The sequence below is a fragment of the Streptomyces hiroshimensis genome (genome assembly GCF_014650335.1).
GTDB lineage: Bacteria > Actinomycetota > Actinomycetes > Streptomycetales > Streptomycetaceae > Streptomyces > Streptomyces hiroshimensis.
The window spans coordinates 439,084-462,109 of the sequence record NZ_BMUT01000002.1; the positions used below are offsets into that span (position 1 = coordinate 439,084).

The 23,026-nt window shown below is 70.9% G+C and carries 22 protein-coding genes and 1 pseudogene; 14 read left to right on the forward strand and 9 right to left on the reverse strand.

The window, feature by feature from the left end:
- Positions 1 to 490: 490 nt before the first annotated feature.
- Both IE241_RS07260 and IE241_RS07265 read right to left on the reverse strand, forming a co-directional pair.
- The gene (locus IE241_RS07260) at positions 491 to 691 is read right to left on the reverse strand and encodes a DUF397 domain-containing protein (protein ID WP_190020778.1); all 201 of its coding nucleotides are present in this window, start codon (positions 689 to 691) and stop codon (positions 491 to 493) included.
- A 12-nt stretch (positions 692 to 703) separates the two neighbouring features.
- Positions 704 to 1,579, reverse strand: a complete 876-nt coding sequence (locus tag IE241_RS07265) for a helix-turn-helix domain-containing protein (RefSeq protein WP_229898886.1) — start codon at positions 1,577 to 1,579, stop codon at positions 704 to 706.
- 137 nt (positions 1,580 to 1,716) lie between these two features.
- On the opposite strand from IE241_RS07265, the gene IE241_RS07270 reads away from it, so the two are divergent.
- The 4 genes from IE241_RS07270 (at position 1,717) to IE241_RS07280 (ending at position 4,265) form a co-directional block, all read left to right on the forward strand.
- The gene (locus IE241_RS07270) at positions 1,717 to 2,166 is read left to right on the forward strand and encodes a hypothetical protein (RefSeq protein WP_190020779.1); all 450 of its coding nucleotides are present in this window, start codon (positions 1,717 to 1,719) and stop codon (positions 2,164 to 2,166) included.
- 23 nt (positions 2,167 to 2,189) lie between these two features.
- Positions 2,190 to 2,330 carry a DUF6255 family natural product biosynthesis protein gene (locus IE241_RS34915; protein ID WP_373300618.1) on the forward strand — a complete coding sequence of 47 codons (141 nt, stop codon included), beginning with the start codon at positions 2,190 to 2,192 and terminating at the stop codon, positions 2,328 to 2,330.
- A gap of 548 nt (positions 2,331 to 2,878) precedes the next feature.
- On the forward strand, positions 2,879 to 3,883 hold the full coding sequence (locus tag IE241_RS07275; protein WP_229898888.1) for a GlxA family transcriptional regulator: 1,005 nt from the start codon (positions 2,879 to 2,881) through the stop codon (positions 3,881 to 3,883).
- Between the two features lie 52 nt (positions 3,884 to 3,935).
- Positions 3,936 to 4,265 carry a hypothetical protein gene (locus IE241_RS07280; RefSeq protein ID WP_190020781.1) on the forward strand — a complete coding sequence of 110 codons (330 nt, stop codon included), beginning with the start codon at positions 3,936 to 3,938 and terminating at the stop codon, positions 4,263 to 4,265.
- On the opposite strand, the gene IE241_RS07285 is transcribed toward IE241_RS07280, so the two are convergent.
- The 5 genes and pseudogenes from IE241_RS07285 to IE241_RS07305 form a co-directional block, all read right to left on the reverse strand.
- Complete coding sequence (locus tag IE241_RS07285; RefSeq protein ID WP_190020782.1) at positions 4,262 to 4,552, reverse strand: hypothetical protein; 291 nt, start codon at positions 4,550 to 4,552, stop codon at positions 4,262 to 4,264. The two genes, IE241_RS07280 and IE241_RS07285, sit on opposite strands and share 4 nt — an antisense overlap.
- Before the next feature lie 69 nt (positions 4,553 to 4,621).
- A complete protein-coding gene (locus IE241_RS07290; protein ID WP_229898952.1) occupies positions 4,622 to 7,006 on the reverse strand; it encodes a galactose oxidase early set domain-containing protein in 2,385 nt (794 codons plus the stop codon).
- A gap of 89 nt (positions 7,007 to 7,095) precedes the next feature.
- Positions 7,096 to 7,605: pseudogene (locus IE241_RS07295) on the reverse strand (GtrA family protein); the annotation flags it as partial.
- A 74-nt stretch (positions 7,606 to 7,679) separates the two neighbouring features.
- Positions 7,680 to 9,359, reverse strand: a complete 1,680-nt coding sequence (locus IE241_RS07300) for an ArnT family glycosyltransferase (protein WP_373300599.1) — start codon at positions 9,357 to 9,359, stop codon at positions 7,680 to 7,682.
- Positions 9,356 to 10,612, reverse strand: coding sequence for a glycosyltransferase (locus IE241_RS07305; protein WP_190020784.1), 1,257 nt, complete (start codon positions 10,610 to 10,612; stop codon positions 9,356 to 9,358). The genes IE241_RS07300 and IE241_RS07305 overlap by 4 nt, the downstream gene beginning before the upstream one ends.
- Before the next feature lie 348 nt (positions 10,613 to 10,960).
- Between IE241_RS07305 and IE241_RS07310 the strand changes: the two genes are divergently transcribed.
- The 5 genes from IE241_RS07310 to IE241_RS07330 are packed head-to-tail and all read left to right on the forward strand — an operon-like array spanning position 10,961 to position 15,296.
- Positions 10,961 to 11,491 carry a hypothetical protein gene (locus IE241_RS07310; protein WP_190020785.1) on the forward strand — a complete coding sequence of 177 codons (531 nt, stop codon included), beginning with the start codon at positions 10,961 to 10,963 and terminating at the stop codon, positions 11,489 to 11,491.
- Between the two features lie 34 nt (positions 11,492 to 11,525).
- Positions 11,526 to 12,821: an ATP-binding protein gene (locus tag IE241_RS07315; protein WP_190020786.1), complete on the forward strand. Its 1,296-nt coding sequence runs from the start codon at positions 11,526 to 11,528 to the stop codon at positions 12,819 to 12,821.
- A 2-nt stretch (positions 12,822 to 12,823) separates the two neighbouring features.
- Positions 12,824 to 13,978: a tetratricopeptide repeat protein gene (locus IE241_RS07320; protein ID WP_190020787.1), complete on the forward strand. Its 1,155-nt coding sequence runs from the start codon at positions 12,824 to 12,826 to the stop codon at positions 13,976 to 13,978.
- A 42-nt stretch (positions 13,979 to 14,020) separates the two neighbouring features.
- Positions 14,021 to 14,377 carry a histidine triad nucleotide-binding protein gene (locus IE241_RS07325; protein ID WP_190020788.1) on the forward strand — a complete coding sequence of 119 codons (357 nt, stop codon included), beginning with the start codon at positions 14,021 to 14,023 and terminating at the stop codon, positions 14,375 to 14,377.
- Positions 14,378 to 14,387: 10 nt separating this feature from the next.
- On the forward strand, positions 14,388 to 15,296 hold the full coding sequence (locus IE241_RS07330) for a ribonuclease Z (RefSeq protein ID WP_190020789.1): 909 nt from the start codon (positions 14,388 to 14,390) through the stop codon (positions 15,294 to 15,296).
- 10 nt (positions 15,297 to 15,306) lie between these two features.
- On the opposite strand, the gene IE241_RS07335 is transcribed toward IE241_RS07330, so the two are convergent.
- A complete protein-coding gene (locus tag IE241_RS07335; RefSeq protein ID WP_190020790.1) occupies positions 15,307 to 16,104 on the reverse strand; it encodes an HAD family acid phosphatase in 798 nt (265 codons plus the stop codon).
- A gap of 87 nt (positions 16,105 to 16,191) precedes the next feature.
- On the reverse strand, positions 16,192 to 17,556 hold the full coding sequence (locus IE241_RS07340; protein ID WP_190020791.1) for a 6-phospho-beta-glucosidase: 1,365 nt from the start codon (positions 17,554 to 17,556) through the stop codon (positions 16,192 to 16,194).
- A gap of 71 nt (positions 17,557 to 17,627) precedes the next feature.
- Here IE241_RS07340 and IE241_RS07345 point away from each other — a divergent pair, with 71 nt between their 5' ends.
- The 5 genes from IE241_RS07345 to IE241_RS07365 all read left to right on the forward strand — a co-directional run bounded on the left by IE241_RS07345 (position 17,628) and on the right by IE241_RS07365 (position 22,994).
- The gene (locus IE241_RS07345; RefSeq protein WP_190020792.1) at positions 17,628 to 18,809 is read left to right on the forward strand and encodes a PfkB family carbohydrate kinase; all 1,182 of its coding nucleotides are present in this window, start codon (positions 17,628 to 17,630) and stop codon (positions 18,807 to 18,809) included.
- A gap of 136 nt (positions 18,810 to 18,945) precedes the next feature.
- Positions 18,946 to 19,947, forward strand: a complete 1,002-nt coding sequence (locus IE241_RS07350; protein WP_190020793.1) for a PhoH family protein — start codon at positions 18,946 to 18,948, stop codon at positions 19,945 to 19,947.
- A gap of 6 nt (positions 19,948 to 19,953) precedes the next feature.
- Positions 19,954 to 20,451: an rRNA maturation RNase YbeY gene (ybeY, locus tag IE241_RS07355; RefSeq protein ID WP_030368892.1), complete on the forward strand. Its 498-nt coding sequence runs from the start codon at positions 19,954 to 19,956 to the stop codon at positions 20,449 to 20,451.
- Positions 20,448 to 21,746 (forward strand): hemolysin family protein, encoded by a 1,299-nt coding sequence (locus IE241_RS07360; protein WP_190020794.1) that lies wholly within the window; start codon positions 20,448 to 20,450, stop codon positions 21,744 to 21,746. The genes ybeY and IE241_RS07360 overlap by 4 nt, the downstream gene beginning before the upstream one ends.
- A 147-nt stretch (positions 21,747 to 21,893) precedes the next feature.
- Entirely contained in the window at positions 21,894 to 22,994 is a 1,101-nt protein-coding gene (locus IE241_RS07365; RefSeq protein ID WP_229898890.1) for an alpha/beta hydrolase, read from the forward strand.
- The last annotated feature ends 32 nt before the right edge of the window (positions 22,995 to 23,026 follow it).

Sequence of the window (23,026 nt, forward strand, 5' to 3'; positions counted from 1 at the left end):
GATACATCTCTCCGGACGCTCGCCCAGGGCGCCCGGCGTGGGCGTCCTCCCGGAGCACCCCCGGGCAGGGTGCGTTTGTAGGGAGGGGGCGCCCATGGGACGCCACCGGAAGAAGCCTCTTCGCGAACGGATCTTCGCGGTGATCCGCGAGTTCGGGAGGTGGTTGACCGGACGGTGACCGGCAGTCCTCACAGAACCTGAGGGCTGACGGCCACACGCCGTCCGAGTCGGTTTCGGTCGACCCTCGTCACGGACTAGCCCTCCGGGACGGGGGTCTCTATGTGTGCAACCGGGCGCCCAGCCGCACGCATACCAAGCTAGCACTTGCGCCGGAGGTCGCACCATGACCGGCAGCGGCCGGAGCCTCGGTGGCGCAGCTCCGGCGTAGGAAGATCTTCCTATGGCCCGGCGGGCCCCTTCTCGGCGAGGCTACTCCTACGGAACGGTCGCGGCGGGGCGCCGGATACGGGGGTACCGGCGGCCCGCCGCGTCAGCGGGGGGCGCTCGCGCTGAGCGTTCCGGTTTTTATGCGGGTTATCAGGGGGCGCAGTCTGCTCGGCGGCGCGGCGATTATGTCGGTGGGGGCGTCGCTCTCACGGAGGAGGACGGTGCCGCCGGGGGTGGCGGCGAGGTAGACGCAAGAGCTGCCATGCTCGCTGTAGGTGGACTTCTGCCAGTGCAGTGCGGTCACAGTCGACTCCTCTCAGGTGGCTTCGGCAATACGGTGGATGAGGTTACGTGAAGGCTCGGGATCGAGAGCGATTGCACGCATCCTGCTGAGCATTGCGCTGTACCTCTCCAGCTGTGCCGGGGCGTCGATCAACGAGTCCTTGTAAGCGATGTCGACTGCTGCGGTGTCGAGCTGGGAGACCGGACCGTGGAAGTAGTCAACTCCCACGCCCGTGCTGGGGAAGGTCACCCCGAAGGGGATCACCAGAATGGTGATGTTCTCCCGTTCGCTCATGTCGATCAGGTGCTTGAGCTGGTTTCTGGAAGCCTCGGCCCCACCGAACTGCATACGCAGGGCGGCTTCATGGACAACGGCTTCGTAGGGTGGCGGGTTGTCCTTGTAGAGGACTGCTTGGCGCTTGATCCGATGAGAAACCCGGTGCTCGATCTCGTGGGGCAGCAGCGTCGGTACAGCTTCGCGGAAGACGGCGCGTGTGTATTCGCTGCTCTGGAGCAGCCCGGGGATGTTCACCACTTGGGTCACGCGCACGGCCGTGGCGTGGTGCTCAAGTTCGGTGATGTCGATCAGGTTCGCCGGTAGCAGCTCGCGATACTCCTCCCACCAGCCGCGCTTGCGTTCGCCTGTCATCGTGGCAAGTACGTTGACGAGCGATTCGTCCGAGCAGTCGTAGGCACGTGCCAGGGCGCGTACCCGGTCGGCGCTTACACCGTAGCGCCCGGCTTCGATGCTGCTGATTCGCGACTGCGTGATGCCGAGACGCGCCCCGGCCTCTGTTGCGGTCAGGTCGGCACGCTCCCGAAGCCTGCGCAGTTCAGCGCCCAGGCGACGCCGCCGGATGGTCGGTGGAGGTGTACTCGGTGGCATCGCGTTCCTTCGCTGCTCGTGCATGTGTATGACGCCATCGCTCGAACGGATTGCAAGTGGGACGCATCCCACGCTTTCCATGGGATGTATCTCATGAGGCCGCTACGGTGTGACGCGGGCCACCTCGGATGGCCCAATCCACCTCTTCGTCGGGAGGCCTCGTGGCAACCGTATCCGTACCGCTGCCCTGGACGTACACCCTCGAACTGCCATGCGACCCGTCCGCACAAGCGGTCGCACGGGCCGTGCTGCGGGCCGTCCTCGGGGAGCGCGGAATGACGGAACTGGCGGACGCCGCCGAGACGTTGACGGCCGAGCTCATCGCCAACGCGCCGGCCCCCGCAGGGGCACCGCTGCGGCTGCGGCTGCGTGGGGGAGAGGGCGGCGGCCGGCTGCAGGTGAGCGTGGGTGGCCACATCGCCGAGGTGACCGAGCGGCACGCCCGCGCAGCGTCGTCCGTATCGCTGGTCGGGTGCAAGGAGTGCGCCGAACTGGAGGCGGCCCGGCGCGAGGCGGTAGCGCGGGGTGGGGAGGGGGCCGTGGACGCGGCCATCGCCGTACGCAGGCACTTCCGCAACGCGCACCGCGTCGTGGAAGGGGCGACCGGGTGACCACCGTGGTCGGCAGGCTCGTGGTGAGGTGCGCGCATGTGTCGGGGTGGACGCAGGAGGGGGACGCGGCGAGGTGCGACCGCTGCGGAACCCGGCGCTTTACGGGCTATGCGGCGCTGCTGATCCCGGAGTTGCCGCAATGGGAGCCGGGCGGCGGCACATAGCGGGTGGCCGGGACGGCTTGTGTGCCACTGTCCGTGAGCAGCAGCATGGCTCCCTGACGGGGAAACAGGGCGATGGGAGTGATCGGCAGTGGCTGTCCGGGATGGCGACAGGATCCGTGTCGAAGCGAGCGGTACAGGCTGGGCCGACGGGGTTGAGGGCGTTGTCGCCGGGACGTGGGAAGGCCGTCTGCGGATCAAGGTCACCAAGAACGCGCCGCCAGGGGTGGGCGCGATCCTCCTGGAAGAGGACGCCGTATACGACCGGATCGGGGTGTCGGTACTGATGCCGCTGTGCTCATCGTGCCAGGGGAGCGGAAAGATCGAGTGGGAGGACGAGGAGGGGTGGCAGCACGAAGCACCGTGCACTTCGTGCAACGGTGAGGGTGAAGTCCCTCGCTGACAGCGCCCGACCGGCACGGGACGAGCCCGCTCCCCCGTTCGTGCGTACGCACGTTCGCGCGTCCTTCGGTGTGGTCATGCGGGCAATCGACGGGCCCCGGCCACGCCGTCCCCCTGGCGGACCCGGCGCCTCCCTTACCGTTTCCGGCGTGAAGATCTCGGTTCTGGTCGTGGACGGCGTGTTCGACTCCGGGCTCGCGTCCGTGCTCGACGTCCTGCGGACGGCCAACGAACTGCGCCACGAGGTGCCGCAGCCCCCGCCCCCGTGGGAGGTGGCCTGCGTCAGTCCGCGCGGGCCCGTACGGACCGCCGTCGGGCACCGGGTGGAAACCGTGGCTCCGGAGGCCGCCCCGGCGCCCGGCGCCCTTGTCGTGCCCGGAGTCGGGCACAAGCGGCCGGGGCCGCTGACCGCGTGGGTCGCCTCGCCGGACCAGGCGCCCGAACGGGAACTCGTCCGGCAGGCCCGCGCCGCCCGTACGCCCCTCGCCGCCGCCTGCACCGGCACGTTTCTGCTCGCCGAGAGCGGGGTGCTCGACGGGCAGCCCGCCACCACCACGTGGTGGCTCGCTCCCGACTTCCGGCAGCGTTACCCCGAGGTCCTGCTGGACGAGACGCGCATGCTCACCCACGCGCCGGGCGTGAGCACGGCCGGCGCCGCCACGGCGCACCTGGACCTCGCGCTCTCGCTCGTACGGGACGGCAGCCCGGCCCTCGCCGAGCTCACCGCCCGCTACCTGCTCATCGACACCCGCCCCGCCCAGGCGGGTTACGCCGTGCCCGGCCACCTGGCGCGTACCGACCCGATGGTCGCCGGGTACGAGCGCTGGGTGCGCGAACACCTCGACCGGCCCCTGCGCATCGCGGACGCCGCCCGCAGCCTGGGCGTGAGCGAGCGCACCCTGCAGCGCGCGGTCGACCGCGTCCTCGGTATCTCGCCCCTCCGCTTCGCGCAGCGCATCCGTCTCGAACAGGCCGCGCACCTGCTCCGTACGACCGGGCTGCCGACGGACGCCGTGGCCCGCCGCGTCGGCTACGAGAACGCCACCACCCTCACCACTCTCCTCCGCGAACGCCTCGCCACCACCCCGGGCCAACTCCGACGCCAGTCCCCGCCGGGGGCAGAGGGTTCCGGTTCCGGACCCCGACTGGCATGATCGTTTGCGCTGTGCCACATGGAGTGATTGCGGCCAAGGGGTGGGAGTGACCGTGGACCAGCTGTCCGAGGAAGAGGAATGCGTTCTCGTCAACGCCCGGGAAATGTCGCCCCTTTGGTCCGTCGTGGCCGATTGGACCCGTGGCGGAGATGATGCCGAGTGCTCGGCCGTCGTTCCCGTTTTCACCGAGATCATCGGCCGGTGGGAGCGCGCCGGATACGTCGAGGTCTACCGGAGCGACGAGTGGCCGGCGCATGAGGCCGGGGAGCGGTTGACCGGCGACGTTCTTGAGGAGGCGCTGCGTCGGCCGTCCACCTGGGCGTACCGGGAAGGGCCTCCGGTGATCGGCTTGTTGGCGGCTGCCGATCCACGGGATGTCTAGAGGCGCATCGACAGGAGAGCCGTTCCCGCCGTCGTCATCAGGAGGCCTGCGAACGTCAGGGCCGCACCACGCAGACGGAAGTTGGTCGTGGTGAGGCCCCTGTGGGTGACGGACGGGAGGCTCAGGCTGTCGGAGCCGGTGAGGCGGCGGTAGATCCGCTCGGACCGCGCCCGGGCCATGGCCGCGTACGAGTCGGCGGCGCCGCCGATGTTGAAGGCGAGACGCAGACCGAAGACGACCGCTGCGAGGCCGCCGACGGCGACCAGGGCGGGAATTGCTATACGCATGATGCCGGATCATATGCGGCCCCCGCCGCGAGTTCCCCCGGCAGGGGCCGCAGTCCGGCGGCTACGTACTCATCCGCACACCCTCCCGTTCCCGTCCGGGTCCAGCCTCAGCGGATCGTCCTTCCCGTTCACCCTCAGGCCCTTGTAGCCGTGCTTGCCCAGCCACTCGCAGCGCGCGGCGGTCGTCGGCGCCACCGCCTTCGGGAACACCGTCGGCACGCACACGTTCTCCGCGCCGTAGTGGCGGTCGCAGCCTGCGATCCGGGTGTCCACCTTCGCCGACGTGCGCTTCGGTTCCGGCTTCTTCTCCGCGGAGTGCGGCATGCCGCCCGCGAAGCCGTGCACCATCGGGCTCGCGCTCGGGCTCGCCTCCGCCGCCATCGCCTGCGGCCCGCCCAGGTGCACCCACGAGGCCACCGACGGCACCCCCGCCGCGTCGACCGTGAAGAGCATGTACCAGCCGGGCGGCGCCAGGTCGGGGTTGCTCGTCACGTTCAGGTCGATCGTCTTGCCGTCCGACCCGACGCTCATCGGCAGGTCGACGAAGCGCTGGTTGGGGTCGGAGGAGTGGGTGACCGCCGCCGGGCGGATCAGTTCCGCCTTGACCACCGGGCGGTCCACCGTGATCCGCTGCGTGCTCGCGTAGCTCCACTGGTCCGTCGCGACCGACGTGATCTGCGGGCGCGCGCCCTTGTACAGGTACGGCGGGGTGTAGACGGAGACGTGGTCGTCGAAGGTGCCGTTGCCCGGGTTGTCGCCGACGGCCATCACCCGCCCGTCCGGCAGCAGGAACGCCGACGAGTGGTACGTCCGCGGGATCGGGTCCGTCGCCAGGCCCGGCTGGAACGTGCCCGCGGCCGGGTTGAACAGCGACGCCTCGTAGACCGGGTCCGCCCGGTCGTGCAGGCCGCCGCCCGTCTCCAGGACCTTGCCGTCCGGGAGCAGGACCGCCGAGACGTACATCTTCCCCTGGCCGCCCGTCTCCGGCTTCCGGCCCCGGCCCTGGTCCACCTCGCCCTGCGGGAGCAGCGGGCCCGGCGTGTACGCCGGGTTCGGCTGCTTCAGGTCGATGATGTCCGTGTAGCGGTTCGCCTCGGGGTTGGTGTTGACGTTGCCGCCGCCCATCGTCAGCACCCGCTGGTCCTGCGCGGGCGGCAGCAGGACGCTCGCCGACTGGTCGCGGTGGTCCTTGTCCTGCAGCCCCGGCACGTCCGTGATCTTGTTGGTGCCGTAGTCGTAGACCGACGCGCCCGTGCCCGGCGTGCCGTTGCCGAACACGTGGCTGCCGGAGTAGAAGAGCCGCCCGTCCTGCATGAGGATCATCGACGGGTACAGGCCCCAGTACGACCAGGTCTGGTTGACCTCGTTCACCGGCAGCCACTTCTGCTGCGCCTGGCTGAACTTCTCGGCGGTCACGCTGCCCGTGGAGTCCTCGCGCAGCCCGCCGAAGGAGATCACGTCGCCGTTGCCGAGGATCGTCGCGGACGGGTACCAGTGGCCGTCGTTCATGTCGTTCGTCTTCACGTACGACTCGGTCGCCGGGTCGAAGAGGTACGAGTCCTTGAAGCCCTCGTAGCCGTGGCTGCCGTCGGCCGCCGGGTAGGCCTTGTTGCCGCTCATGATGAGGACGCGCCCGTCGGAGAGCTGGACGTGGCCCGCGCAGAACATGTCCACCGGCGTCGGGACGGTCTTCATCGCCCCCGTCTTCGGATCGTAGACCGCCGACGTGAACGTGCCCGCCTTGAACAGCTCCGGGTCGTTGCCGGAGCCCGCGACGAGCAGCACCTTGCCGTTCCGCAGGACGACCGAGTGCATGCTGCGGACGGGGTTCCTGAACGGCATCACGGCCCAGCTGCCCTTGGTGCACGCGTCGCCCGCGGTGCAGGCGTCGCCGGGCGCCGGCTGGGTGGCGTCCTCCATCGCGTAGTCGTCGGTGGTGACCGTGCCCGTGCCGTACACCGAGACGCCCCAGGTGATCTGGTCCGTGCCGGGCGGCACGACGGGCGTACGGACTTCCGCCCGCGCGTAGCCCGCGCTCACCGGCAGGGTCTTCAGATCGGTCCAGTACTGCCAGCCGTCCTTCACGTCGTGCCGGAAGACGGTGACGGACGCGTCAGGCGTCGTCGACTTGTACCAGAGGGACAGGTCGTACTGGTGGGACGGGCTCACGTTCGGCGCGCAGGAGGTGTCCTCCAGCATCAGGGCCTTGCGGTCCCCGCTCAGCCGCCGGGTGAGTGTCACCGACAGCGCCCGCCCGCCGCTGTGGGCCTCCGCGGCACCCGTCAGCGCGTACGAGAAGTCGTTGTCGCCCCAGCCGGACTTCTCCCAGCACGCCGGCTCCCCGTCCCCGCGTACGGACTCGAAGCCGGGGTTCACCAGCAGGTTCGAGCCGGCGCTGGCCGGGCCGGGCGACGACAGCAGCAGACCGGCGGAGGCCGCGCAGGTCACGAGCATCGCCGCCGCCAGCCGTGCGCGTCTGCTGCGTCTACTGCGCTTGCTGCGTCTGCTGTGTCCCCTCAGCAGGTTCCGTCCCGTCGGCAGGGTCATGCATCCGTCCCTTCTCCACTGTGCCGCTCGCGGCTCTTGCGGCTCTTGCGGCTCTCGGGGCCCTTGCGGGCCTTGCGCGGCAGATAGACCAGGGCCTCCGTGGCCGCGAACCGCAGCACGAAGGTCGTCAGCAGGGCGATGACCGTCGCGTGCAGCACGCCGAGGTGCAGCACGCCGGCGAACAGCGCGATCAGCGGGATCCGCAGCAGCAGATCGGCGTTGGCGAGGAGCGCGAAGCGGGCCACCCGGTCCGCCCAGTGGCGGTGGCGGCGCCGGTCGCGGAAGAGCAGGTGCTCGATCAGGAGGAAGTTCCAGAGCACACCGAGCTGGTTGGCGGCGATCTCCGCCGGTACGTAGTGCAGCCCGGCGACCGTCAGCAGGTGCAGGCCCAGCAGGTTGGGCAGGAAGCCGGTGAGTCCGATGAGGCCGAACAGCAGCATCCGGGCCCAGGGGGCGGAGGCGTGCAGCGTCGCGAGGCGCCCCGGGAAGCGGAACCCTTCCTGGGGCGCCGCCTCCGTGGTGGCCTCAGCGGTGGCCTCGGCCGCGTCCGCCCCCTGAGGCGCCCCCGTCTCGAAGAGCGTCACGGGGCGCCCTCCGCGGGTCCGCCCCGCCCGTCCCGTCCGCCCTGCCCACCAAGCCCTCTCTGCCCCACCCGCCGGACCTCGATCCGGTCGTCCCCCCGCCCGAAGGCCGCCACCACCTCCGAGTGCTCCAGCGCCCCCTTGACCAGCGGCAGATGGGAGGCGTCGCGCCGCACCGTCGGCGAGGCGACCACGTAGTCCAGGTCCCGCCACCCCCGCGGCAGCGTCCTGCTCACGGCCGGGTCCAGGTCGGCCTTGTAGAACCAGATGGCGCCCGTGCCCGGGCCGTAGCCCGAGTGCACCAGGTCGAGCCAGATCGCGTCGTCGGCGAGGATGCGCGTACGGGCCGGGTCGGGGACGTTGCCCCGGTCGGACAGCCAGGCCTTCGCGGCGCGGTAGGGGGCGTTGACGTCGGTGGTGAGGGCGGCGCGGTCGCCGTCGTACCAGCGCGGCACCACGTACGCGGCGGCCGTCACGCCGAGCAGGACGAGGGCGGTCCAGCGCGCCGCGTACCAGCGCCGGCGGAAGCCCGGCCGGGTGCGCAGCAGCGCGCAGCCGGCGGACGCGGCCGCTCCGGCGAGGGCCAGGGACAGGAACGGCAGGGCCTGGATGACGTACATGGCGGGCAGGTAGCCCGAGGGGCGCATGGCCACGGCCGCCAGGAGCAGCACGGCCAGCGCGGGCCCGGCGAGCGCCCGGCCGGTCACGGAGCGGCGGAAGGCGGCCAGGAGCACGACGGCGGCGGCGAGGCCGCCGGCGGGCAGCACCCGGTCGTAGTAGAGCCAGGAGCCCAGCACGTCGTGCGCGGCGGACGAGGTGTCGAGGAGGAAGCCCGAGCCGGCCCGGCTCATCTGGTACGTGACGCCGTCGACGAGCGAGACGTGCCCCGGGCCGGGGAACAGCTCGTGGTTGAGCAGCGCGAACAGCGGATAGGACAGGCCGATCAGCACGCACACGGTGATCGCGCCCGTCACCGCGAACTTGCGGGTGTCGCGGTGGCTGTGCCGCCACATGGTCACCAGCAGCGCGGGCAGGACGACCAGCATGGTCTCCTTCGACAGCACGGCGACCGCGGCGGCCACGCCCGCGCCGAAGTGGTGCCACAGGTGCCGCCGGGGGGAGGCCGCGAGGCAGAAGGCCAGCAGCATCCACATCACGGCGATGTTGTCGAGGAAGATCTCCCGCTGCAGGACGACGGCGAGCGGGGACAGCCCGAACAGGGCCGTGGCCAGGCCCGCGGCCCACAGCTGCAGGCCGAGCCGGCGCGCCAGTACGTAGAGCAGGACGCAGCTCGCCGCCGTGACCGCGAGCATCGCGCAGCGCATCGGGGCGACGGTCAGCGTCTCGGGCGAGACGAGCGAGGGCAGCCACGTCAGCGCGGCGATCTGGATCCAGCCCAGCGGCGGGTGGTCGTACCAGTAGGTGTAGTGGGCGAGGCCTTCGCCCTGCTGGACGGCCCACGCCTGGGCCAGGTACGTGCCCTCGTCGTCGCTGAGGCCCGGGTAGCCGGTGATGTTCCAGCCCTGGACGAGCAGGACGGCCACCAGTAGCAGTCCGCACAGCAGGAGGTCGGGGCGGGAGCGGCGCAGGCGCAGCACGGGGCGGGCCGCGGGCCGGGCCGAGGCGTGGCGGAGGGCCGCCGCCGGGCGGGCCGGGGCGGCGGGGAAGGCGGCGGTCACGTCGTGACGTCCTCTCGGCTGAGGTGCGCGCCGGCGTGGGCGGTGAGTTCCCACTCCTTGCGGCCGCGCTGCTCGCGCCAGACCGCGCGGATCGCGGCTCCGGCGAGGAGGAGCTGGTAGCAGGGGCCGCCGAGGACGAGCTTGAGGTAGTGCACGAAGCGCACGCGCAGGCCGTACTGCACGCCGAAGTCGTGCAGGCCGACGATCTCGAAGACGAAGGTGACGAGGGCGGTGACGGCCGGCAGGAAGGTGAGCCACGCGACGTACACGGGGACGTGGAGCAGGAGCGTGACCGCGATGTTGAGCGGGACGACCACGCCCGTGAAGGCCTGGAGGAACGGTGTCATCAGGGTGTAGCGGGCGAGCAGCCGCTGCCCGAAGCCGGGCAGCTGCCGCCAGTCCCGCTTCCGGTAGACCTGCAGGAAGCCCTGGTTCCAGCGGGTGCGCTGCTTGAGCAGGCTCATCAGCGAGCCCGGGGTCTCCTCGCGGGTGACCATCTCGGGGTCGTAGGCGACGACGACGCGCTTGCCCTTGCTGGAGAGCCGGACGCCCAGGTCGCAGTCCTCGGCGAGGCACTCGGCGTCCCAGCCGTCCGCCTCGCGCAGCACATCGGTGCGGACGAAGACGGTGTTGCCGCCGAGCGGGATGAAGCCCTTCTCCGCGTGCAGGTGCAGGCGGCTGCGGAACCAGAAGAAGTACTCCAGGCAGTTGCGCAGGCTGTACCAGCTGGAGTGGAAGTTGATGAGCTGGACGCCGCCCTGCACGACGTCGGCGCCGGTGCTGCGGAAGGCGTGGTCGACGTGCGCGAGCAGCGCGGGGTGCACCTGGTCCTCGGCGTCGAAGACGCCCACCACGTCGCCCAGGCAGTGCGGGAGCGCGGTGTTGAGCGCCTTGGGCTTGTTCTTCACGGCGTGGGTGTCGGTGATCACCCGGACGCGGTTGGGCGCGGCGGCGGCCATCCGCTCGGCGACCTCCGCGGTCTCCGGATCGTCGTGCCCGACGATGACGAGGATCTCGTAGCGCGCGTGCGTGGACTCCAGCAGGCGTCTGACGGTGTGTTCGAGGACGGCCTGCTCGTGCCGGGCGGGCACCAGCAGCGAGAACGACAGGGCGCCGGTGTCACCGGCCGGCTCGAAGCGCGTCGCCGCGAGCGTCTCGGGCGTGCGCCAGGCGTGCATCTGCCACCACAGCGTGAAGGCGGCCATCCAGAACAGTGCCAGTGACACGGCGCAGACCAATACGGACGTCAGCAAAGATTTCCCCCCTGAACCGATGCCGTGGGCGCGCCCTGAAGCGCTGAGTCAGCCACGAGCCGCACGGCGGCCAAGACCCCCCGGCCCCCGCAGCGTCGTTGAATGCCCCCTCACGCGACTCCCCAGTGCGCGTGTGTCCCCCTTCGCAGGAGAGATTAAGGGGGGCAGGTGAAACTCAGGTACGTAATTGATAAATCCTGTGTTTCCGAACTTACGGTCGATCATGGGGAGTTGGGACGTTGCCGGACCGGCCCGGCCTTCCGCCCGGCGCCCGTGAGTGGGAAACTGCCGCGTATGCGGGCATTGAGGCGCCTACGGGGACGATCGGTGCTGTGTGCAGCGGGTGCGGTGGCGCTCACGGCCGCGGCCGCAGTGGGGCTCACCGGCTGCCGCCAGGAGGGCCCGGGCGGGCTGGACTCGGTGATCGTCGCCGTGACCGCCGACAAGCGGGCCACCGCCCGACTGGAGCACGACGGCTATCCCGTCCAGTGGCTGACCTGCACGGGCAAGGCCGAGGACCCCGGCGTGACGGAGAAGGGCGGCGCGCGCCCGGTCACCGCCGTCGGGGTCGACTGCGACGGCCGCACCAGCGGCGGGCAGAAGATCATCGTCTACGGGCGGGTGACGGGTCTTTACGACGACTCGTGCGTGCAGGGGAAGCTGACGGCGAAGGTCGACGGGAAGACGGTCTTCACGGCGAGCGTCCTCGGCGACTGCTCGGGGAGCGGCGTGACGAACGGCGGCGGCGACTGCGGCGGCGGTGGCGGCGGCAAAGGCGGCGGCGACAAGAGCACCGGAAACAAGGGCAACAAGGGCGACAAGCCCGTGGACAACAAGGGTGACAAACACTGGCAGGACGGGCATCAGCAATCCAAGTAAAGAGCCCTCCCCGGCCCCCGCTTACCCTTGGTCCATGCCCGAAGAGTCCCCGCTCATCAAGAGCCTGCGCGCGGCCGTCGACGCCGCGCCCGACGACGTGCCCCTGCGCCTGCACCTCGCCCAGCTCCTCCTCGAAGCGGGGCACGGCCAGGACGCGATATCCCAGGTCGCCGCGGCCCTGCAGCGGGAACCGGGCAATGCGGAGGCGCAGGCGCTGATCGCCCGCGCCGTCGCCCCGCCGGTGACGGCCCCGGCCACGGCGCCGGTCGCCCCCGCACCTGCCCCCGCGCCCGCCGAACCGCCCCGCTACGACTGGAAGCAGGCCGAGGACGAGCTGTCCGACGTCATCCCGCCGCGCTTCGTCGAGTCCTCGGAGGCGGAGCCGGAGCCGGATCAGCAGCCGCAGCCGCTGTCCGCCGACGGCGAGGACGACCCGGCCGGCGTCAGCGCCTGGGACGTGGAGACCGCGGGCCTCTCCCTCGCCGACGTCGGCGGCATGGAGCAGGTCAAGGAGCGCCTCCAGGCCGCCTTCCTGGCCCCCATGCGCAACCCCGAACTCCGCAAGCTCTACGGCAAGAGCCTGCGCGGCGGACTGCTGATGTACGGGCCGCCCGGCTGCGGCAAGACGTACATCGCCCGCGCCGTCGCCGGCGAGCTGGGCGCCCGCTTCATGACGGTCAGCATCACCGACGTCCTCGACATGTGGATCGGCAACTCCGAGCGCAACCTGCGCGAACTCTTCGAGACGGCCCGCCGCAACGCCCCCTGCGTCGTCTTCCTCGACGAGCTGGACGCCCTCGGCGCCAAGCGCAGCCAGATCCGCCACTCCGGCCTGCGCACCACGGTCAACCAGCTGCTGACCGAGCTGGACGGCGTGGACGCCCAGGCCAACGAGGGCCTGTTCGTGCTCGCCGCCACCAATCACCCCTGGGACGTCGACCCCGCCCTGCGCCGCCCCGGCCGCCTCGACCGCACGGTGCTGGTGCTGCCGCCCGACGAGGCCGCCCGCGAGTCGATCCTGCGCCACCACCTCAAGGACCGCCCGGTGGCCCGCATCGACCTGCGCAAGCTGGTCAAGCGCACGGACGGCTTCTCCGGCGCGGACCTGCGCCACCTGTGCGAGAGCGCGGCCGAGCGCGCCCTGATGGACTCGGTCCGCACCGGCCGGCCCCGCATGATCGAGACGGACGACCTGCTCGCGGCCCTCGCCCAGCTGCGCCCGTCGACCGGCCCGTGGTTCGACTCGGCGCGCAGCGTCGCCCAGTTCGCCAACGAGGGCGGGCAGTACGACGAGCTGCTGGCGTACCTGAAGAAGAAGAGGATGCTCTGAGCGTGAGTGACACCCCTTACGGCGGTGGGCACCCGAACGTGGCCCGTGCCGAGGCGCTGCTGACCGTCGGCCGGGTCGACGACGCCTGCGACCTCCTCACCCGGCACACGAGAGAGGTCTCCCACAAGGACGCCGACGTCTACGCCCTGCTCGCCTGCTGCCTCTACCGGAAGCAGGCGTGGCCCGCGAGCCTGGTCATGGCGGAGGCCGCGCTCAGCCTCAACCCGTCCCACACCGACGGCCACATCTACCGCAGCGAGGCGCTGTGGCGCCTCGGCCGTGCGGACGAGGCCGTCACCGCGGCCCGTGAGGCGATACGGATCTCGCCGCACCACCAGACGCCCTATCAGTCGCTGTCGAAGGCGCTGCGCGCGACGGGCGATCTCGACGGTGCGCTGGCGGCCGCGAACGAGTCCGTGCGCGTCAGCCCGGAGTCCGTGAACTCGCACTTCGCCCGGTACTCCGTCCTGATCGACATGGGGGACAAGGCGGGCGCGCAGCAGACGATGCGCGACGTCCTGAGCTTCGCCCCCGAGGATGCCGACGCGCGCGCCGTGCTCGCCGGGCTCAAGGACGAGTCCCGCGAGCTCAGGCTGCCGGAGCTGGCCAGGGAGTACACCGCGGCTCTGGGGACCGACCCCGGGAACGCGTACGTCGCCTCCAAGCTGGAGGACGTCGCCCTGCGCCTGGTGCGCCGCACCCGCTGGGTCGCCCTGCTCTGCCTCGTGTACGCCGCCATCACCTCCCGGGCCTTCCCGACCGGCGACGACCCGACCTCCCTGCCCGCACCGCTCGGCACCCGGATGTGGTTCTTCTTCCTGATGTGCGTGGCGTGGGGGCTGTGCATCTGGCGCACGTACTACAAGCTCCCGCAGGGCGCCCAGCTCACCCTGCTGTCGGTGATCCGGCGCGCCTTCGCCGCGAAGCTGGCCGTGGTGCACTCGCTGTGGGGCACGCTCTGCGCGGTGCTGCTGGTGACCGTGCCCTGGACGGACCGGGGCTACGAGCAGGCGCTCGCGTGGATCGGCGGCGTTCCCGTGGTGCTCGCCATGTGGTGGGGCAACGCCCGGCGGCGCAATGAGCGCGAGGACGCCAGGAAGGCGAAGGAGAAGCGGCTGAAGAGCGCCCGCCGGAAGGAATCGGAGGCCGCCCGGTAACATCCGGACGGTACGAGCCGACGACCCGTGAGGAGCCCACCGGTGGCGGGAGAACCGCAGGCGGACTGCCTGTTCTGCAAGATCGTCAAGGGGGAGGTGCCGGCGACGGTCGTCAAGGAGACGCAGACCACCCTCGCCTTCCAGGACATCAACCCCCAGGCGCCCGTGCACGTCCTGGTCATCCCCAAGGCGCACTACCCGGACGCGGCCGCTCTCGCCGCGGCCGAGCCGCTGCTCGCCGCCGACGTGCTGAAGACGGCCGGCGAGGTGGCCCTCCAGGAGAACGGGGACAAGGGCTTCCGCATCGTCTTCAACACCGGCGCCGGCGCCGGCCAGACCGTCTTCCACGCGCACGCCCACGTCCTCGGCGGCCGTGGCTTCAACTGGCCCCCCGGCTAGGAAGCACCCCTTGTCCGTACGTGAACTCGTCGTCCTGGGCACCGCCAGCCAGGTGCCCACGCGACACCGCAACCACAACGGCTACGTCCTGCGCTGGGACGGCACCGGCCTGCTCTTCGACCCGGGCGAGGGCACGCAGCGGCAGATGCTGCGCGCCGGGGTGGCCGCGCACGACCTGAACCGGCTGTGCGTCACCCACTTCCACGGCGATCACTCCCTCGGCCTCGCCGGGGTGATCCAGCGCATCAACCTCGACCAGGTGCCGCACCCGGTCACCGCGCACTACCCGCGCAGCGGCAAGCGCTTCTTCGAGCGCCTGCGGTACGCCACCGCCTACCGCGAGACGGTGCAGCTGGTGGAGGAGCCCGTCTCCGGCGCGGGCGGGGTGCTGGCCGAGGAGCCCTCGTACCGCCTGGAGGCCCGCAAGCTCTCGCACCCGGTGGAGTCCTACGGCTACCGCCTGGTCGAGCCCGACGGCCGGCGCATGCTGCCCGAGCGGCTCGCCGCGCACGGCATCGCCGGGCCGGACGTGGGCCGGCTGCAGCGCGAGGGCGCGGTCGGCGGCGTCACCCTGGACGAGGTGAGCGAGATCCGGCGCGGGCAGCGGTTCGCGTTCGTGATGGACACCCGCCTGTGCGACGGGGTGTACGAGCTGGCCGAGGGCTGCGACATGCTCGTCATCGAGTCGACGTTCACCGACGAGGACGCCTCCCTCGCCGAGGACCACGGCCACCTGACGGCGGGCCAGGCGGGCCGGGTCGCCGCCGGGGCGGGAGTGCGGCACCTTGTGCTGACGCACTTCTCGCAGCGGTACGACGACCCGGCGGTCTTCGCGGAGCAGGCCCGGGCGGCGGGCTTCGAGGGCGAACTCACCGTCGCCCGGGACCTGATGCGGGTGCCCGTGCCCAAAAGGCGTTAGGGCAAGGCGGTTACGGCAGGAAGTACATCGGGTTCGGCAGCTTGTACGTGTGCTGCGCGTACCCGCCCTGCAGGTCGCTGAACTGGTCGCCGAAGTTGGCGACGATGCGGTAGCCCTGCGACTCGATGTGCTTGCGCGTGCCCGCCTTGTACTCGACGGTGGTGCACGTGGCGCCGCACGGCAGGTACGCCGGCGGCGTCTTCTTGTTCTTCAGGTAGAAGTGCGCGGTGTCGGCGGCGGGCTTGTAGCCGGCGTTCCTGAGGTTGCGCACGCTCCAGTCGCGCTGGTGCTCGTCGCGGCCGGTGACGAAGAAGACCGTGATGCCCTTGGACTGCGCCCAGTTGACGAGCTGCGGCATGCCGAAGACCGGGGCCATGTCGGTGGACTTCAGGTACGCGTCCTGCGACTCGGGCGTGAAGTGGAAGCCCTGCTGGAGCTCGTAGTTGTAGGTGAGCAGGGTCGTGTCGTCCACGTCCAGGACGATGGCGGGCTTGGGGGCGCCCTTCTTGCCCGCCTGGTTCTTGACGGCCTTCTCCAGCTGCGCCTTCGCCTTCTTCTCGATGTCGGCGACCTGCTTGGCGTAGTTGCTGTCCGGCGACGCGTAGTGCTGGCCGTTCTTGTCGACGGTGTCGCCGTAGTAGGCCTTGATCTTGTCCGTCACCTTGGTGAGGTTCGGGATCTCCTTGTCCGTGCGCGGCACGGAGTGCTCGGCGCTGGCGGCGCCGGCCGTGTAGAGACCGGCGCCGACGGCGAGGGCGGCGCCGGCCGCGGCGATGCGGACGCGCTTGGACGCAAGGCTGAGCTGCACGTGTGTACTCCTGAGTAGCAAGGGCGGTGCAGCGCGAAGCTAGGGCCTTGGCCGGTGCAGGTCAAGCAAGTGCAGGTCAAGCCTTGTCTACGCGAGTAGGGGCGTCGTTTCCCCGCCCCTGCGCCGGGCGCCCCGCCCGGCCCGTTCCAGGATGCGGGCCGCCACCGCCGGCGAGTCGACCAGCGGGTGCAGGGCCAGGGCGCGCAGCGCGGCGTCGTGGTCCTCGTGCACCGCCGCCGTGATCGCGGCCCGCTCGACCGCCTTGAGCTGCAGCATCAGCCCCAGCTGGTCCTCGCGCAGGGGCGCGCACGGCAGCGGCCGGGCGCCCCGGGCGTCCACCTCGCAGACCGTCTCGATGATGGCCTCGGGGGCCAGCCCGGGGACGGTCGTGCCGTTGGGGACGTTGAGGATCAGGCGCGTGGGCTCGTCCCGGGCGACGGCCTGCATCAGCGCGAGCGCCACCTTGTCGTAGCCGCCGCCGTCCAGGTCGCAGGAGTCGCGCTGCCAGCCGCCGCTCGCCGCGCGGCTCTCCGCCATATAGGTGGACTCGCGCTGCAGCCGGGTGCGCTCCCACAGCTCGTACGAGCGCTCCGGCGCGGCCGCCGCCTCGGTGAAGAAGCCGCTCTGCTGCTGGTCGAGGAACTGGCCGCGGGTCTCCGGGGACTCCAGCACCGAGCGCAGGGTCTCCCTGCGGAAGTAGTAGTAGTGGAGGTATTCGTTGGGCAGGGCCCCCAGGGCGCGCAGCCAGTCCGCGCCGAAGAGCTTGCCCTCCTCGAAGGAGGAGAGGGCGTCGTCGTCCGCCAGCAGCCCCGGCAGCAGGTCCTTGCCGTGCAGGCTCAACGATCTGAGCCAGCCGAGGTGATTGAGCCCCACGTAGTCGAAGGTCACCCGATCCGGGTCGGCTCCGGCGGCCCGCGCCGCCCGCCGGACCAGCCCCACGGGTGAATCGCAGATGCCGATCACCCGTCTGCCCAGGACGGCCGACATCGCCTCCGTCACCATCCCCGCAGGGTTGGTGAAGTTGATGACCCATGCGCGGGGGGCGACCGCCGCGACCCGTTCCGCGATCTCCAGCGCCACCAGCACCGTGCGCAGGCCGTACAGGACCCCGCCCGCGCCGACGGTCTCCTGCCCCAACACCCCTTCGCTCAGGGGGATCCGCTCGTCCAGCACCCGGCCGGCCGTGCCGCCCACCCGGATGGCCGAGAACACGAAGTCGGTGCCGCGCAGTGCGTCGTCCAGGCTGTGCGCGATGCGCACGGAAGGGGCGCCGGGCACCCCTTCGGCCTGCGCCGCCAGCACCGAAGCGATCACTCTCATGCGCATGGAATCGGTGTCGTAGAGCACGAGTTCCGTACAGCGGCCCGGGGTGTCGCGCCGCGCGTCGTCCAGGAGGGCCCGGTGCACCAGAGGCACCCGGAACCCGCCACCGCCGAGAATCGTCAGCCTCATATTCCGGAAGGTACCTCAGCATCGGGCACACTGTCCGGATCCGCACCCCGTGAGAGGAGCAGCGAGCGCGTATGACGACCTCTTCGCCCCACTCGACGCCCCGGCAGGACATCCGGAACGGGCACTGCCCGGGCGAGCGCACCGAGGGATTCGAGTTCCAGGGGGCGGCTGCCGTCCTCGACCCGCTGGCCGAGGTCCGCTCGGCGGAGGACCCGCCCACCGACGTGTACCTGACCGGAACGGTCTTCCTCGACATCATCTTCACGGGCCTGGACTCGGCCCCCGTGCGCGGCACGGAGTCCTGGGCGCGCGGCATGGGGTCGAGCCCGGGCGGCATCGCGAACATGGCCACCGCCCTGGCCCGGCTGGGCCTGCGCACCTCCCTCGCCGCGGCCTTCGGCGACGACATGTACGGGGAGTACTGCTGGGAGGCGCTCGCGCAAGGGGAGGGAATCGATCTCGGCCTGTCGCGCACGGTGGCCGGCTGGCACTCGCCGGTGACCGTCTCGATGGCCTACGAGGGCGAGCGGACGATGGTCTCGCACGGGCACGAGGTGCCGCCGCCCGGTGACGGAGGGGTGCCCGCGCCCGAGTGCCCGCCCCCGTCGCGGGCCTGCGTGGCCCTGCTGGTGCCCGGCCGCGAGGAGGAGTGGATCGCCCGGGCGGCGGCCCGCGGCAGCAGGGTCTTCGCGGACGTCGGCTGGGACGAGACCGGCCGCTGGGATCCGGCCGACCTCGCGGGCCTGGAGCACTGCGAGGCCTTCCTGCCGAACGCCGAGGAGGCCATGCGCTACACCCGCACCGACTGCCCGCGCGCCGCCGCCCGCGCGCTCGCCGAGAAGGTGCCGGTCGCCGTCGTCACGATGGGGGAGAAGGGCGCCTTCGCGGTCGACAGCCGTACGGGGGAGAGCGCGGAGGTCCCCGCGATCGCCGTCGAGGCGCTCGACCCCACCGGCGCCGGGGACGTCTTCGTCGCGGGCTTCGTCACGGGCACCCTGGCCGGCTGGCCGCTCGCCGACCGGCTCGCCTTCGCCGGGCTGACGGCCGCCCTGTCCGTACAGGAATTCGGAGGGTCGCTGTCGGCCCCCGGGTGGGTCGAGATCGCCGCCTGGTGGAACCACGTGCGCTCCTACGACGACCAGAGCCCGGCCGTCCGCCGCCGCTACGGCTTCCTCGACGGACTGCTGCCCGCGGCCGCCCGGCCCTGGCCGCTGCGCCGGGCCGTGCCCACGCTGGGCTTCCGCAGGCCGTAGGCCCCCGCCGGAGGCGCAGGAAAAACTCTCGGGCCCCAGGGCCTGCCGTCGTACCCTGGTATTCCAAGGTTTTCCGGACACCGGCCGGACACAGGAGTGCAGAAAAGAGGCGATGAGCAGGCCTTCGGGCCGGCCCATGACTCAGACACCCACACGACCGCAGGCGACGGCGAGGTTCACGGTCCCGGCCAAGCACCCCATGGTGACGGTCCTGGGCTCCGGTGACTCCCTCCTGCGGGTCATCGAGAAAGCGTTCCCGTCGACGGACATCCACGTACGGGGCAATGAGGTCAGCGCCACCGGGGAGCCGCGGGAAGTCGCCCTCGTACAGCGCCTGTTCGACGAGATGATGCTGGTGCTCCGCACGGGTGCGCCGATGACGGAGGACGCGGTGGAACGCTCGATCGCCATGCTCAGGAACGAGGAGCAGGGGGCCGAGACCCCCGCCGAGGTCCTCACCCAGAACATCCTCTCCAGCCGCGGCCGCACGATCCGGCCCAAGACGCTCAACCAGAAGCGCTACGTCGACGCGATCGACAAGCACACGGTCGTCTTCGGCATCGGCCCCGCCGGCACCGGCAAGACCTACCTGGCGATGGCCAAGGCCGTCCAGGCCCTGCAGTCCAAGCAGGTCAACCGGATCATCCTGACCCGCCCGGCCGTCGAGGCGGGCGAGCGGCTCGGCTTCCTGCCCGGCACGCTCTACGAGAAGATCGACCCCTACCTGCGCCCGCTCTACGACGCGCTGCACGACATGCTCGACCCCGACTCCATCCCGCGCCTGATGGCCGCCGGGACGATCGAGGTCGCGCCGCTCGCGTACATGCGCGGCCGCACCCTCAACGATGCCTTCATCATCCTGGACGAGGCCCAGAACACCAGCCCCGAGCAGATGAAGATGTTCCTCACCCGGCTCGGCTTCGACTCCAAGATCGTCATCACGGGCGACATCACCCAGGTCGACCTCCCCGGCGGTACGAAGAGCGGACTGCGCCAGGTGCGGGAGATCCTCGAAGGGGTGGAGGACGTCCACTTCTCCCTGCTCACCAGCAACGACGTCGTCCGGCACAAGCTCGTCGGCCGTATTGTCGACGCGTACGAGCAGTACGACAGCCGAAACGAAAGCACCCCCCGGTAAAAAACGATGGCTATCGACGTCAACAACGAATCCGGCACGGACATCGACGAGCAGGCGGTCCTCGACATCGCCCGCTACGCCCTGGCCCGGATGCGCATCCACCCGCTCTCCGAACTCTCGGTCATCGTTGTCGACGCCGAAGCCATGGAGCAGCTCCACATCCAGTGGATGGACCTGCCCGGGCCGACCGATGTGATGTCCTTCCCGATGGACGAGCTCCGTCCCCCGGCCAAGGACGACGACGAGCCCCCGCAGGGCCTCCTCGGCGACATCGTGCTGTGCCCGGAGGTCGCCAAGAAGCAGGGCGAGGACGCCCCCACCGGTCACTCCATGGACGAGGAGCTCCAGCTGCTCACCGTCCACGGCGTCCTCCACCTCCTCGGCTACGACCACGAGGAGCCCGACGAGAAGGCCGAGATGTTCGGCCTGCAGGCCGCCATCGTCGACGGCTGGCGCGCCGAGCGCGGGATCGAGGGGCCCTCCCCGGCGCCCACGATCACGTGAACGGGCAGCTGATCGCGGTCGCGGTCCTGCTGCTCGTCGTCGCCTGGCTCGCCGCCTGCGCCGAGGCCGGCCTCGCGCGGACCACCCGGTTCCGCGCCGAGGAGGCCGTCCGGTCCGGGCGGCGCGGCGGCGCCCGGCTGCTGGCCGTCGCCGCCGACCCCACCCGCTATCTGAACGTGGCCCTGCTGGTCCGCGTCGCCTGCGAGATGGCGGCCGGAGTGCTGGTCACCTACGTCTGCCTGCAGGGCTTCGAGAAGACCTGGCAGGCGCTGACCGTCGCCATCGCCGTCATGGTCCTCGTCTCGTACGTGGCCGTCGGCGTCTCCCCGCGCACCATCGGGCGCCAGCACCCGCTGGGCACCGCCACCGCGGCCGCCTACGTGCTGCTGCCGCTCGCCCGCATCATGGGCCCGGTGCCGCAGCTGCTGATCCTCATCGGCAACGCCCTCACCCCCGGCAAGGGCTTCCGCAAGGGCCCCTTCGCCTCCGAGGCCGAGCTGCGGGCGATGGTCGACCTCGCCGAGCAGGAGTCGCTGATCGAGGACGAGGAGCGCCGCATGGTGCACTCCGTCTTCGAGCTCGGCGACACCCTCGTGCGCGAGGTGATGGTGCCGCGCACGGACCTCGTCGTCATCGAGCGCGGCAAGACCATCCGCCAGGCCCTCACCCTGGCCCTGCGCTCCGGCTTCTCCCGGATCCCGGTCACCGGCGAGAGCGAGGACGACATCGTGGGCGTCGTCTACCTCAAGGACCTCGTCCGCAAGACGCACATCAGCCGCGACGCGGAGTCCGAGCTGGTCTCCACCGCGATGCGGCCCGCCGTCTTCGTGCCCGACACGAAGAACGCCGGCGACCTGCTGCGGGAGATGCAGCAGCAGCGCAACCACTGCGCCGTCGCCATCGACGAGTACGGCGGCACCGCCGGCATCGTCACCATCGAGGACATCCTGGAGGAGATCGTCGGCGAGATCACCGACGAGTACGACCGCGAGCTGCCGCCCGTCGAGGACCTCGGCGACGGCCGCTACCGCGTCACCGCCCGCCTCGACCTCGGCGACCTCGGCGAGCTCTACGGCCTCGACGAGCTCGACGACGAGGACGTGGAGACGGTGGGCGGCCTGCTGGCCAAGTCCCTGGGCCGGGTGCCGATCGCGGGCGCCGTGGCCGAGGTGGACCTCGCCGACTACGGGCTCGGCGAGCCCGGGGGCGGGCTGCAGGGCCTGCGGCTCACGGCGGAGGCGGCGGCGGGCCGGCGGAACCGCATCGTGACGGTGCTGGTGGAACCGGTGCACTGATCTTGTAAAGCCCCCGGCGTCGCGGCCGGGGGCTTTATGAGCATTTCGTATCAGAGGCGGATTGCCGGGGCGAATCCGGAACCCCGGGGCCGGATTCGTTCATCTGCAGGCACAGAACCGATCGCCACTGCCTGCCGGAGCACCACGATGACGAACCCGTCCACCGGGGCCTACCAGTCCCGAGGCCGCCGCCGTTCCCACCGCGCCCGACGCTGGGTCATCGCGGTGGCGTCCGTAGCCACGCTCGGGCTGATCGCCTGGCCCGTGATGAGCTACTACGAGATACCGCCCTTCACGGACAAGGGCGATCCCGTCAGCTACGGCCAGGCCGGCGGCGGCACCGGCGGGAAGGGCGCCGACGCGAAGACCCTGATGCCCACGGGACCGCAGGCGTCCTTCAAGAACGCCAAGACGCTCGCCGACGGCACCCACGTCAGCGTCGTCACGCTGGACGGCAAGAAGTCCGGGTTCAAGGGCAAGGTGTGGGTGTGGGCGCCCAAGGAGTACACCGACGACCCGAAGTTCGCCTCCAGCGGCTTCCCCGTCATGATCGCCCTGCCCGGCGGCCCCGGGAACGACAGCAACTACTGGGCGTTCGGCGAGTTCGGCCCGGACAAGCTCTCGCTGGAGAAGAGCGTCTCCAAGTGGTACCAGGAGGGCAAGAGCAAGCCGTTCCTGCTGGCCATGCCGATCCTCAACCCCGGCCCGGACGACAAGGGCATCTACTGGGACGCCAGTGACATCCCCGGCCAGGCGAAGATGGGCACCTGGCTGACCGAGGACGTCCCGGACCTGATGAAGGCCAACTTCCGCACGATCAAGTCCCGCGACGGCTGGAGCTACATGGGCTCCTCCACCGGTGGCTTCGCGAGCCTGAAGTCCGTGCTGAAGCACCCCGACAAGTTCAAGACCGCGATCGCCAACGGCCCGGACATCGTGCCCGACTCGCCGCTGTGGCGGGGCCACGAGAAGGAGAAGGCGGAGAACAACCCCGAGGTGCTGGCCAAGCAGCTGGCGGCCACCAAGGGGCCGGACGTCTACATCGCCTTCCAGTACGGCTCCAAAGAGAACGCCAAGATGATCGCCGACGTCAAGAAGTTCACCGCCACCTACGGCAAGGGCCCGGTCCACACCAAGACCTGGGAGATACCCGGCGGCACCCACAACGGCGCCACCTACCTCAAGAACATGGAAGAGCCCATGAAGTGGATCGGCGACCAGATGGAGGGGCCGACGCCCTCCTCCTGATCACCCTTCTTACGGATCTCACACGCGGAGGG